At 39.2% G+C, this 14,463-nt stretch carries 3 protein-coding genes and 1 rRNA gene; all 4 read left to right on the top strand.

Features of this window, described 5'->3' with window-relative positions:
- Positions 1 to 56: 56 nt before the first annotated feature.
- On the top strand, positions 57 to 860 hold the full coding sequence (locus tag VEI_RS00100) for a hypothetical protein (RefSeq protein WP_059360996.1): 804 nt from the start codon (positions 57 to 59) through the stop codon (positions 858 to 860).
- A 691-nt stretch (positions 861 to 1,551) separates the two neighbouring features.
- A complete protein-coding gene (locus tag VEI_RS00105; RefSeq protein ID WP_059360998.1) occupies positions 1,552 to 12,759 on the top strand; it encodes an ESPR-type extended signal peptide-containing protein in 11,208 nt (3,735 codons plus the stop codon).
- 78 nt (positions 12,760 to 12,837) lie between these two features.
- The gene (locus VEI_RS00110; protein ID WP_059361001.1) at positions 12,838 to 13,638 is read left to right on the top strand and encodes a hypothetical protein; all 801 of its coding nucleotides are present in this window, start codon (positions 12,838 to 12,840) and stop codon (positions 13,636 to 13,638) included.
- Between the two features lie 758 nt (positions 13,639 to 14,396).
- Positions 14,397 to 14,463: ribosomal RNA gene (locus tag VEI_RS00115) — 16S ribosomal RNA — on the top strand; the annotation flags it as partial.

Genomic DNA, 14,463 nt, shown 5'->3' on the forward strand with positions numbered 1-14,463 from the left:
TCATCAATGAGAATCCTCGAATCCCCTTTAATTCGACTAAGAAAAGAGGAATAGATATGAAAAAATCTACAATGCTTGCTTTCACAGCAGCAGTATTAATGAGTGCTGCATCCCTTACTGGTCACGCAGCTAGTGCACCTACATATGATGACGTATTAATCGTTAAAAACCCTGTTATGACGCCACAACTTGGTTCTGTTGTACTCGTTCCTGTAGCGAGTCCACAAACTGTGGCTGCTGTTCATGATTATGTGAAAGCTTGGCAAAATGCGGAAATCAACATCGCAAAAGCTAAGGTAAAACGCGATAATCATGAACAATTAACTAAAGCGGACGTAAAATGGTTACATTCTTATGACAAACATAATTATGCTGACTATTTCCGTACACATTCTATCGGTCGTGTGCATGGTCAAGAAGTATTCATGAACTGGAACGGTGAAAACCGCAACAAAAATGAATATGAATACTTTGATATGCCGAAATATAATGAACAAGATGGTTTTACTAATAGCTACGGTTATAATGTACTTCGTAGCATGGTAGACCAAATTAACGCAGTTATCCAAGAGCAAAAGAAAATCGGTGGTCCTATGACTGACGAAGAATCTCAAGCTTTGGAAGATGCAATTTTGGATATCATGGCTCATGAACAAGAACATGTAAATAACGATGAACTTCGTCATTACATGAACGACACAATCTGGTTTGCTTCAAAACAAACGGTGAAAAACAAAGCGAGTGAAGAACCTACTGTGGGCGATGACCATGAAGTAGATCTTCGTGCAGCGATGGCAAAACCACCTGTTGAACAACCAGAATCACGTAAAGTTAATTTACGTGATGCTATTAGTCGATAAGACTAGTAGAACAATTACAATCGTATATGGCCCTCATAGCAACTCTTACTTTCCCCCCCTTTCTTTATGGGGGCCTATAAAAAGACGCTCACACTACGGTGTGGGCGTTTTTTTGTGCATATGATTTTTTCATCTTTTATAGCAAATCGATTGTTATCTTTATAATAGAAACATATATTAATAGATATATATTAATTAATATTAAAAATGAGCAGTATATTTGTTTAATATAAGAAGTCTTGCTATTGCCATTAAACCCTTGTATTTACTATATTATTACTAATTGTAAGTTTATTGAATTTATAGTTAAAAGAAGCCCACATGTAGTCGTAAAAGTGACTATCTTTGTACTATTTAACATATTTATAAACTAAAAAGAACCGACGAATATATGAAAAGTAAGTGAAGAAATTAATCTAAAATAAGGTATAAACGCTGTTATAATGCACTTTTATAGAAATGAGTTGATTTTTACACATATATATAAATTTCAGTTTATTTTCATCTAAAATATAAAATTTCATTAAATAATTAAGTCTAAAAGTATTTACAATTAGTTAATAAATTGATATTATTAGGTTATCCTATATGAAGTGTGAGTGAATGAGAGAAATTCCACCCTTCATGAAGTGAACTAAAGTGTAAAAGTTACATTTTTCATGTACTTATGAGAAAGGGGTTCAAAGGTTTTATGAATAAGGTCTTTAAAGTCGTTTATAGCAAATCTAAAGGCTGCTACGTTGTAGTACCTGAAACTGCGAAAAATAATAACGGCAAAAAGAAAGTCCTAGCTAGCGTATTGGCTGGTTTAGCTGTAGCTGGCGTTGTTGGCGGTATTGCTCCTCAACAAGCAATGGCTGGAGTAGATACTGGCAATAGCCATGTTAATATCTGGGCAGATACAAATCCAAAGGGCAATGGTCAAAACTATAATGTTGGTCAAAACTCTATCGTTGTAGGTTATCAAAATACTACTGATAACGTAGCTGGCCATGATGGTAAAGTAGCAATTGGTGCTAAAAATACATCCACAAATAACGCTTCTACAGCTGTAGGTAATGAAAATAAAGCTACAGGTGGTGCGGCAACAGCCGTTGGTGCTGGTAATACTGCTTCTGGTAAAGCTTCTGTTGCTCTTGGTAATGTAAATAATGCCGATGCTAAGGCTGCTATTGCTATTGGTACCTACAATAATGTTAATTACACCAAAGGCTCTTGGCAAACAACACCTAAACAAGCAGGTGAATATTCTACTGTAGTAGGTAATTACTCCAGTGCAACTGGTACAAGTGCATCCGCTATGGGTGTATATACTAATGCTACTGGTGCAGGTTCCTTTGCTGCTGGTTACAACAATAATGCAAAGGGTCAAAACTCAGTTGCTATTGGTTCTGAAAATACATCCCACGTGGCAGACACTGTAACTTTGGGTCAATTTAATAATGCAAAAACAATGGGTGGTATCTCCATTGGTAAAAATAACTTGACTGATTCTTCTAATGATGGTCGAAATGCTGCAAATACTAAAGATGAAAACTCTCAAATCGCTATCGGTCGTGACAACGTTGCAACTCACCTAGATACGATTGCTATCGGTCGTGAAACAACTGCATCTGGTTCTGGCTCTACTGTAGTCGGTGCTCGTGCAGAGGCTTCTGGTGACAATTCTATTGCTATCGGTCAAAGTGGTAAAGGTTCTCCTAAAGTAATTGCATCTGGTGTAAACTCCATTGCTATCGGTATGCAATCTCAAGCTACTGGGGAAGCTGCCATCGCTGAAGGTGCTGGCTCTCGTGCTGGTGGTAAATATGGCGTCGCATTAGGTCGTAAAACTAAAGCGAATGCAGAAGCTGCTACTGCATTAGGTAATGCAGCAGAGGCTAACATTGCCAATGGTGTAGCACTAGGCTCTAGCTCTGTTACAACAACAGATAAAGGTGTTAAAGGTTACAATCCTTCAGATGACCATACACGTCATTACACAAACTTAGCTAACAATGTTCGCACAGCTACTACTGCTGCTGTATCCATCGGTAATGGTAGTACATTGACTCGTCAATTGACAGGCCTTGCTGCAGGTACAGCAGATACTGATGCTGTTAACGTAGCTCAATTGAAAAACGTTGGTGTTGCTGTAACTGGTAACACTGGTTCTAGTGATTTCTTGGCTGACGGTGGTAAATTAAACGTTATCGGCGAAGGTCGTGTATCTACTGTAGCGGCTCATGATGGTGCAAAAGATTCCAAAATCACTGTTGGCTTTGATGACAAAGGCATGGTGAAAGCTGGTAAAAACGTTAAGGTTGATGAAGTAACTGTAAACGGTAGAACTACTTACACTATTCATGCTGCTGACGCTGCTGCTAAATACGATTTCTTAACAAATGCAAAAGCTAATGGCGGTAAATTAGATGGCACTGCAACACCTACTAAGGTTGAAAGTGGTACTACGGTTAGCTATGCAGCTGGTAAAAACTTAACAGTTAAACAAGATATCAACCAATCTGCTGGTGAACAAACCTATACATATTCCTTGAACAAGGATTTAAAAGAAATTACATCTATCACTAACAATGGTGGTCCGACATTAAACTTTGGTGATAACAATATTAGTGTTACTGGTGGTAATTTAGATCTTGGTGATCAAAATATCACTCACCTTCATTCCGGTGGGGATACAGTTGATAATGCTGCAAATATTGGCGATGTTATCCGTATTTCCAAAGCTAATGATTTACATATTGCACCTACAGCAGGCACTAACAACAATGTGACTGAATACACTGTAGACGCTAATAAAAAGGTTACATTGACTTACCAAGATGGTAATGGCAAAACTGTTAACGGTCCTAAAGCAGTTATCGACTTGAGCGGTTTGAAAACTGGCGACATGAGCTCCTTCAACGTGAAATCTTCTGCTACAGAAGGTAAAGTGGCACAAGGTTCCGCTGGTATTCAAGAAATTCGTGATGGCAAAACTGTGGAAATGCAAGCCGGCAAAAACATGACCATTAAACAAACTAATAAAAATGGTAATGCCGCTGTTGAATTTGCATTGAACAAAGACATCGATTTGACTCCAGATGGGTCTATCAAAATCGGTGATACTAACATCACTGACAATGGTTTGACTATCAACGGTGGTCCTTCCATTACTAAAACTGGTATCAATGCTGGTGATTTGAAGATTACTAATGTGAAAGCTGGCATAAACGATAACGATGCAGTTAATGTTAGCCAATTGAAACAAGTTCGTGCTGACGAACGTCACATCAAACCTGGTGAATACGCAGTTGATAATAACGGCAAAGTAACGATGACATACCTTGACGGTAACAACAAAGATGTTGCTAACGAAACGGCTGTTATCACAGGTATTGCTAAACAAGATCTTTCCAATATCAATAAGGGTGGCGAAACAGTTATCCAAAATCTTGCTAAAAAATCCATCGATATGGAAAACGGTAAGAATACAAAGGTTAGCAACCGTGAAATCAATGGCGTTAAAACTTTCAAAGTAGACGTTGAAGGTGATTTAAACGACATTACATCCATCACAAACAAAGCTGGCGATGGCAAGGTTGTATTCGGTGGTAACCAAACTGTTAACGTAACAGGTGACCACAACATTAACTTGAATGCTAAAGTTGGTGACATCACTGGTTTAACTAATGTAACTTTGGATGCTCCTGACTTCGCTAAAAAAGGTCGCGCCGCTACTGAAGAACAATTGAAGATCGTTAACAACGGTTTCAATAATACAGTTGGTTTAACTGGTAACACAGGTGCTACTGAATTACAAAAATTGAACAAACAAGGCGGCTTGAGCTTTGGTGTAGTTGGTGCTAACAATGGCCAATACATTACAACAACTGCTGCTGGTAGCAATGTAGTAGCAGATTTGTCTGCTGACGCTAAAAACAAATTGAACAGCACTGTTGTAGTAGAAGGTAAAAATGCTGCGAGAGTAACAAGCAATGTAATTCAAAATGCAGATGGCAGCACAAAAACTGTATATACTGTAGATGTTAACAACGTAAAACCTACTGCAGCTTCTACTGAAAAAGTACAAGCTAAAGCAGACGTAGCTGGTTCTAGCGACAAAAATATCGCTAAAGTTGCACCTAAAGCTGGTGAAAACTTCGGTGATGCTGGCGCAACATACGAAGTAAACGTATCCCGTAACGACGTAAAAGACGCAGCTCGTGAAGCAATTACTGTAAATACTAGCAATACAACTAACAACTCTATCACTGTTACACCTGTACAAGATGAAACAAACCATAACACAACTTACACAGTAACATTCGATGGTAACAAAGCAGCTACTCAAATTCCTTTGACATACAAAGCGAATGGCCAAAATGCTCAAACAGTTACATTGGATAAAGGTTTGAACTTCACAAACGGCAGAAACACAACAGCTTCTGTAGATGCTGAAGGCGTTGTTAAATACGATCTTAACAACAACATCGATTTAACACCAAATGGTTCCTTAAAAATCGGTGATACAATTGTTAACAATGGTGGCTTGACTATCTCTGGTGGTCCATCCATCACTAAGACTGGCATCAACGCTGGTAACTTGAACATTACAAATGTGAAAGCTGGCGTAAATAACACTGATGCGGTTAACGTACAACAATTGAAAGATGCTCGTACATTAGTAACTTCTAACGATAATTCTGTAACAATTAACAAGACAGAATCTGGTAACCAAATTACTTATGACTTGCATGTAGCCCCAGGCGCTGCACAATCCGTATGGAATGTGAAGTCCACTGGCAACACAACTGCTGATTCCGAAACAGCTGCAAAAACTATCACTGATGGTAAAACAGTTGAAATGGTAGCAGGCAAAAACTTAACTGTTAAACAAACTAGCAACAATGACGGCGCTAAAGTTGAATACGCTTTATCTGGTAACTTGACTAACATCAACACGATTAAAAATGAAGGTCCTGCAACTTTCACAATTGGCGGTAACGAATTCAAATTCGAAGGCGGCAATGTGAACATGGGCGACAACAACATCACTAATCTTAAATCTGGTGGCGATGTAATCAACAACGCAGCTAACATTGGTGACGTAAATCGTATTTCCAAAGCTAACGATAAACATATCAAGCCGGGTGAATATGGTGTAGATAACAATGGCAAAGTAACCATGACATATGTTGATGGTAACAATAAAGAAATTTCTAACGAAACTGCTGTTATCACAGGCATTGCTAAATCTGATTTGTCGAATATCACCAAGGGTGGCGAAACTGTCATTCAAAATATTGCTAAAAAATCCATTGATATGGAAGACGGCAAGAATACAAAAGCTAGCAACCGTGATGTAAATGGCGTTAAAACTTTCAAAGTAGACGTTGAAGGTGATTTGACAGACGTTACATCCATCACTAACAAAACTGGTGACGGTAAAGTATCCTTTGTTGGTAACCAAACTGTTAACGTAGCAGGCGACCACAACATCGCTCTTAATGCTAAAGCTGGCGATATCACTGGTTTGACTAATGTAACATTGAATTCCGCTGATTTCGCTACTAAAGGCCGTGCAGCAACTGAAGAGCAATTGAAGATTGTTAACAACGGCTTCAATAATACAGTTGGCTTGACTGGTAACACAGGCGCTACTGATCTTCAAAAATTAAATCAAGCTGGTGGTTTGAGCTTTGGCGTAATTGGTGCTAACAATGGCCAATACATCAAAACAACGGCAGCAGGTAGCAACGTAGCTGTTGATTTGTCCGATGATGCAAAAGCTAAGTTGAATAACACTGTAGAAGTTCGTGGTAAAAATGCTGCGAAGGTTACTTCTGTAACAGAAAATACAGCTGATGGTGGCAAGAAAACAATCTACACTGTAGATGTTGATAATGTAAAACCAACTGCAGCTTCTACTGAAAAAGTTCAAGCAAAAGCAGACGTAGCTGGTTCTAGCGACAAAAATATCGCTAAAGTTACTCCTCAAGCAGGCGACCAATTTGGTGATGCTGGCGCAACTTATGAAGTAAACGTATCTCGTAACGACGTAAAAGACGCAGCTCGTGAAGCGGTAACTGTAAATACTACAAATACAACTAACAACCCTATTACTGTGACACCTGTTCAAGATGAAACAAACCACAACACAACTTACCAAGTAACATTCGATGGTAACAAAGCAGCTACTCAAATTCCTTTGACATACAAAGCGAATGGCCAAAATGCTCAAACAGTTACATTGGATAAAGGTTTGAACTTCACAAACGGTTCCAACACAACAGCTTCCGTAGCTGCTGATGGCGTGGTTAAATACGATCTTAACAACAATATCGATTTGACTCCGAATGGTTCCTTGAAAATTGGTGACACTATCGTTAACAATGGTGGCTTGACTATCTCTGGTGGTCCTTCCATCACTAAGACTGGCATCAACGCTGGTAACTTGAACATTACAAATGTGAAAGCTGGCGTAAATAACACTGATGCGGTTAACGTACAACAATTGAAAGATGCTCGTACATTAGTAACTTCTAACGATAATTCTGTAACAATCAACAAGACAGAATCTGGTAACCAAATTACTTATGACTTGCACGTAGCCCCAGGTGCTGCACAATCCGTATGGAATGTGAAATCCTCTGGTAATACAACTGCTGATTCCGAAGCAACTGCAAAAACTATTACTGATGGTAAAACAGTTGAAATGGTAGCAGGCAAAAACTTAACTGTTAAACAAACTAGCAACAATGACGGTGCTAAAGTTGAATACGCTTTATCTGATGACATCAAAGTTGGTAACGACGGTAAAGATGGTAAACCAGGTAAAGATGGTTCTATCGGCGTAAACGGTAAAGATGGTTCCTCTGTTGTGATTAACGGTAAAGACGGCTCCATCGGTTTAAATGGTAAAGACGGTAAAGATGGTCTTACTATGAAAGCTGAAAATGGCCAACCTGGCGTAAACGGTAAAGATGGCATCACTCGTATCGTATACGAAGATAAAACAAATACTAAACACGAAGTGGCTACTTTGGATGACGGTTTAAAATTCACTGGTAATAACACTGACACAGTGAACAACCATAAATTGAACAGCCTTGTAAAAGTTCAAGGTGAAGGCGTAGATAAAACAACTTCTGCTACTTTCAAGAGCGCTACTGGTAACATCAACGTAAAAGCTGATGGTACTGATACTCTAGAAGTTCAATTGAACAAAGATTTGAAAAACATCACTACGATTAAGAATGATGGTCCTGCAACATTGACAATTGGCGGCAATGAATTCAAATTCAGCGGCGGCAATGTGAATATGGGCGACAACAACATCACAAACCTTAAATCTGGTGGCGATGTAATCAACAACGCTGCTAACATTGGCGACGTAAAACGTATCTCCAAAGCTAACGATTTACATATTGCACCTACTACATCTGATCGTGCTGGTGAAACAACTGCAACATATGCATATAACACTGCAGATAAATCCGTTACTTTGAAATACAACGATGGCAACGGCACTACACAAACTGGTACAATCGCGAAAATCGACTTGTCCGGTTTGGCTGATCAAATTAAAGACGGCTACTCCTTCTCTACAGATGCAAAAGGCAACGTAGTTGGTAACCATGCTGTAACAGCTGTAGGCAATGGCAAAACTGTATCCTACGCAGCAGGCGATAATTTGACAATTGCTCAACATATCGATAATGCAACTGGTGAACAAACTTATACATATGCATTGTCTAATGACATCAAAGTTGGTAACGATGGCAAAGATGGCAAACCAGGTGTTGACGGTAAAATCGGTGTAAACGGTAAAGACGGCTCCTCTGTTGTCATCAACGGTAAAGACGGTTCTATCGGCCTTAATGGTAAGGACGGCAAAGATGGTCTTACTATGAAAGCAAAAGACGGTCAACCTGGTGTAAACGGTAAAGATGGTATCACTCGTATCGTATACGAAGATAACAGCAAGCATACACACGAAGTGGCTACTTTGGATGACGGCATGAAATATGCTGGCGACGATGCACAAGGCGCAGATAAATCCAAAGTTATCGCTAAGAAATTGAACGAAACTATGGACGTTGTTGGTGGTGCAGATAAATCCAAATTGACTGACAACAACATCGGCGTGAACAACGTAGATGGCAAGTTGAAAGTTCAATTGTCCAAAGAAGTTAACTTGACTCCGTCTGGTTCCTTAACAATTGGCGATACTGTAGTTAATAACAATGGCTTGACTATCTCTGGTGGTCCTTCCATCACTAAGACTGGTATCAACGCTGGTAATAAAACAATTGTTAACGTAGATGCTGGTGTAAACGACACTGATGCAGTTAACGTACAACAATTGAAAAAAGCTAAAACAGAAGTTAAAGCTGGTAATAACGTAACTGTAGACACAACTTATGGTAATGACGGTCATACAATTTACACTGTTAATGCGAACGACGTAGCTCTTGGCGATGCAGTATTGAAATACTCCGCTAACGGCACTAATACGCAATCCGTTAAATTGTCTCAAGGCTTGAACTTCGTTGACGGTAACTACACATCTGCTTCTGTTGATGTAAATGGTCAAGTTAAATACGACGTAACAATCGGTAAGGTGAAAGACGGCGTTGACGGTAAACCAGGCGTAGATGGTAAAGATGGTATCGCAACAGTTAAAACTGTAGTTGATACAATCAACAACTCCGGCTGGAAAGGTGATGTTACTGGTAACACAGTGAATAACCACACTGCAACAATCGTTAAACCTGGCACAACTGTAAACTTCGGTGCAGGTAAAAACTTAACTGTAGAACAAATCGTTAATGCTGTAACTGGCGATCATACATACAACTATGCATTGTCCGATGATATTAAAGTTGGTCATGACGGCAAAGATGGTAAACCAGGTGTTGACGGTAAGATCGGCGTAAACGGTAAAGATGGTTCCTCCGTTGTCATCAATGGTAAAGACGGCTCCATCGGCCTCAATGGTAAAGACGGTAAAGATGGTCTTACTATGAAAGCCAAAGATGGCCAACCAGGTGTAAACGGTAAAGATGGTATCACTCGTATCGTATACGAAGATAACAACAAGAATACACACGAAGTGGCTACATTGGACGACGGCATGAAATATGCTGGCGACGATGCTCAAGGCACAGATAAATCCAAGGTTATCGCTAAGAAATTGAACCAAACAATGGATATCGTCGGTGGTGCAAACAGTACTAAATTGACTGACAACAACATCGGCGTGAACAACGTAGATGGTAAATTGAAAGTTCAATTGGCTCAAAACATCGACTTGACTCCAGCAGGTTCCTTAACTATCGGTGGTACTAGCATTACTGATAATGGTTTGGTAATCAATCAAGGTCCATCCATTACTAAAGGCGGTATCAATGCTGGTAATCAATTTATCACTAATGTAAAAGCTGGTGTGAACAACACTGATGCAGTTAACGTTGCTCAATTGAAATCTGCTAAAACAGAGGTTGAAGAAGGGGACAACGTAAAAGTAACATCCCGTACAGGTGCTGATGGCCAAACTATCTACAAAGTAAGTGCAAAAGCAGTTAACCTTGGCGATGCAGAATTGAAATACTCTGCAAACGGTACAAACACTCAATCCGTGAAATTGTCTCAAGGCTTGAACTTCGTTGACGGCAACTACACAACAGCTTCCGTTGATGCAAATGGTCAAGTTAAATACGATGTAACAATCGGTAAAGTGAAAGACGGCGTTGATGGCAAACCAGGCGTAGATGGTAAAGATGGTATTGCAACAGTTAAAACTGTAGTAGATACAATCAACAACTCTGGCTGGAAAGCTAATGCTACAGGTAATGTAGTAGGTAACTCCACAGCAACTATCGTAAAACCTGGCAACACAGTAAATTACGGTGCAGGCAAAAACTTGAACGTAAAACAAACTGTGAACGGCGATGAACAAACTTACGAATTCGCATTAGATAAAGATTTGAAAGAGCTTAACAGCGTTCAAACTAAGAATATCTACTTAGGTAGCCCAACATCTCATACAACTATTACATACAACAATGATAATAGCCGTATCGAGTACACAACTAAGGAAGGCGACAAAAAACAAGTTGCTAACTTAGATGATATCTGGACTATCCAAGCAAATGGTACTGACGTTAAACCTGTAGGTGGCAAAGTTAATGTTGTAGGCGGCGATCACATCAAAGTTTCCACAGATGCAGCTGGTAAAATGACTATCAGTGCTGACGGCCTTGGCACTATGAACGGCTTTAACGTGAAATCTACTGGCAATACAACTAGCGATTCCGATAAAACAGCTAAAAACATCACTGATGGTAAAACTGTAGAATTCTCTGGCGGTAAAAACCTAACTGTTAAACAAACTAACACTGCTGACGGTGCAAAAGTAGAATTCGCATTAAACAATAACATCGACTTAACTCCAAACGGCTCCGTAACAATTGGTGATACAGTAGTTAACAACGATGGTTTGACTATCACTGGTGGTCCTACTATCACTAAGAACAATGTTGATATGGGTGGACAACAAATTCACAACGTGAAATCTGGTGGCGATGTAGATTCCAATGGCGCTAACATTGGCGACATCAAACGTATCTCCAAAGCTAACGATACTCGTATCAAAGATGGTAACTATGAAGTTAGCCAAAATGGTACTGTTGAAATGACTTATGTTGATGGTGCTGGTAAACAAGTGGTAGATGCTAACGGTAACCCTGTGAAAGCAACTATCTCTGGTATCGCTCGTCAAGACTTGTCTAACATTACTAACGAAGGCAAAAAAGTTATTACTGGCTTAAGCAGCATCGTTAAAGGTGGTAACAACGTAACTGTTGATACTTCTGTTGACAACACAACTGGTCAAAAAACATACACTGTAAACGCTGATCTATCTGGTGCGAAAGTGAATGCATCCGTTGGTGCTGATGGCTCTGGCGTAGCTAAAGGCCTCAAAAACCCTGTAAAAGTAGAAAAAGGTACTCAATACATCGCTGGCGACAACATGGTTGTTGAACGTAAACCAGTTGAAGGTGACGATAAGATTGATAACTCCATCACTTACAGCTTAGCTCATGACTTGACTGAAATCACATCCATTAGCAATGGTGGTGCAACACTTAGAATCAACTCCAACCCTGGTAGTGTTCCTGGTGATCGTGCTCCTGTAACCCCTGCATTTGAAGTACATGGTGGTAATTTGAGTTTAGAAAACAATAGAATTGTAAATCTTGCTCCTGGTATTGCTGGTACTGATGGTGTTAACGTTGACCAATTGAAAGGTTCCCGTACTACATTAACTTCCGAAGACAACTCTGTAACATTAAACAGAACAGACAATGGTCAAGGCGGTTACAACTATGACCTTTCCGTTAAAGGTGTTAACGACCCTCGTGTAAATATCTTGAATGAAGAAATTGGTCTTGTAGGTGCACAAGGTGCCGCATTATCTGCATTGAAACCTATGCAATATGATCCAATGGAACCAACTCAAATCATGGCTGGTTATGGTAACTACCGTGGTAACTCCGCATTGGCATTGGGCGTAGCTCATTACAAAAACGAGTCCACAATGTTCCATGGTGGCATTTCCTGGGCTGGCGGCTCTAGCCATATGATGGCTAACGCTGGTGTAACTTGGAAAATTGGCAACCGTGATAGCGAAGGTGCAGTAGCTGATCGCTACCGCAAAGGACCTATCAGTTCCACATACGCAATGCAAACTGAAGTGGCTTCTATGAAAGCTCAAAATGCCGGATTAAAAGGCGAAGTATCTGATTTGAAAGCTGAAAATGAACAAATTAAAGCTCAAAACGCTGGCTTACAAAACGAAGTAGACCAATTGAAAGCTCAAATGGCTGCTATGATGGCTAGATTAGGTATGTAATAAGATACAAAGGTCGAAGGGTTCCGTAAGGAATCCTTCCGCCATCGCTTATATTCGACAATGAAAAGAGGAATAGATATGAAAAAATCTACAATGCTTGCTTTCACAGCAGCTGCAATTATGAGCGTTGCATCCGTTACTGGTTATGCTGCGGGCGCTCCAACATATGATGATAATTTAATCTTGAAAAACCCTATCATGACTCCGTCTGTAGGTTCTGTAGTTCTTGTACCTGTGGCTAGTCCGCAAACAGTACAAGCATTACATACATATGTGGATGTATGGAGAAATGCAGAAGTTAATTACACACAAGCTAAAGTTAAGCATGATAATCATGAAAAATTGACTAAAGCTGAAACTAAATGGTTACATTCCAAAGATAAACACAATTATGCGGATTACTTCCGTACACATTCTTTGGGTCGTGTCCATGGCTTTGAAGTCGCATTCAATTGGAATGGTGAAAACCGTAACAAAAATGAATACGAATTCTTTGATATGCCAAAATATAATGAAAAAAGTGGTTTCGTAAATAGCTACGGTTTCAACGTATTGCGTGGTATGGTAGACCAAATCAACGCTGTTATTCAAAGACAAAAAGAAATCGGTGGTCCTATGACTGCTGAAGAAGCTAGTGCTTTGGAAGACGCTATTTTGGATATCATGGCGCAAGACCAAGAACATGTAAACAATGAAGACCTTCGTCACATGATGAATGAAACAATTTGGTACGCAGCTAAAGAAACTGTTAAAAACAAAGCAAGTGAAGAACCTACTAAAGAAGAAGAAGCTAAAGTAGATCTTCGCAAAGCGATTAATGAGCCAATGGAACCTTCCGCGCCTCATACTATTGATTTGCGCAAAGCAATTCAGCAGTAATATCGCAATCGTATATCTTTATACATATGAAACAATATATGGCCCCTCATATGGTGATATAGGGGCCGTATATCCCCTAGAACCCCTAACTAGGGCATAAATAATCCTTATACAAATAACGCCACCTTCTGGTGGCGTTATTTGTTTTATATAGACTATGTAATATATATAATTAGTGCGAATCACTGAAATAGTATATATTGTATTTATAGACTATAGAATGAGATTAAATGATAGCTTATTGTACTACATATAGTAGATTGAAAATAATTAGATACATTATACGGAAAACATGTAAAAAGTTTCAATTATTTTAAAATTAAGGGTTGCACTGATTCTTTGTTTGTACTATAATAACCATACAGTCGTTGAAGCGACTGTTTCTTAATGAGGAAACAGTAGATAACATCTAGGTTTTCCATTAATTGATTTTAGGATTTTTATGTAATCCCCTCAAACGATGGTGATTACAAAATTCTAAAAAAGATTATAAAAAGGTGTTGACATGAACATGACAACATGTTATTATAATCTAGTCGCCAGTTGACGAAACACATCTTAAGAAAGTGCTTCGAAACTAGATAATATCTGGTCTGACTGGTACAGATCTTTGAAAACTGAACAATGATAGGTAATCAATCATATGATTGAACATATGCCAGAGTGCGGGTTTTGACAAAGTCAAAACCAATCATAATTCAAAGTTACTTAAATGTAACGACAACAAAACAAATGAGCTATTCAAATAGCTTCAAGATATCTTGGAGAGTTTGATCCTGGCTCAGGACGAACGCTGGCGGCGTGCTTAACACATGCAAGTCGAAC

Origin of the sequence: Veillonella tobetsuensis (genome assembly GCF_001078375.1) — a bacterium.
GTDB classification, from domain to species: Bacteria; Bacillota; Negativicutes; order Veillonellales; family Veillonellaceae; genus Veillonella; species Veillonella tobetsuensis.

Excerpts from the sequence above, each read along its gene's own strand:
- VEI_RS00105 (WP_059360998.1), top strand. The coding sequence starts at position 1,552 with ATGAATAAGGTCTTTAAAGTCGTTTATAGCAAATCTAAAGGCTGCTAC.
- VEI_RS00100 (WP_059360996.1), top strand. The coding sequence starts at position 57 with ATGAAAAAATCTACAATGCTTGCTTTCACAGCAGCAGTATTAATGAGT.
- VEI_RS00110 (WP_059361001.1), top strand. The coding sequence starts at position 12,838 with ATGAAAAAATCTACAATGCTTGCTTTCACAGCAGCTGCAATTATGAGC.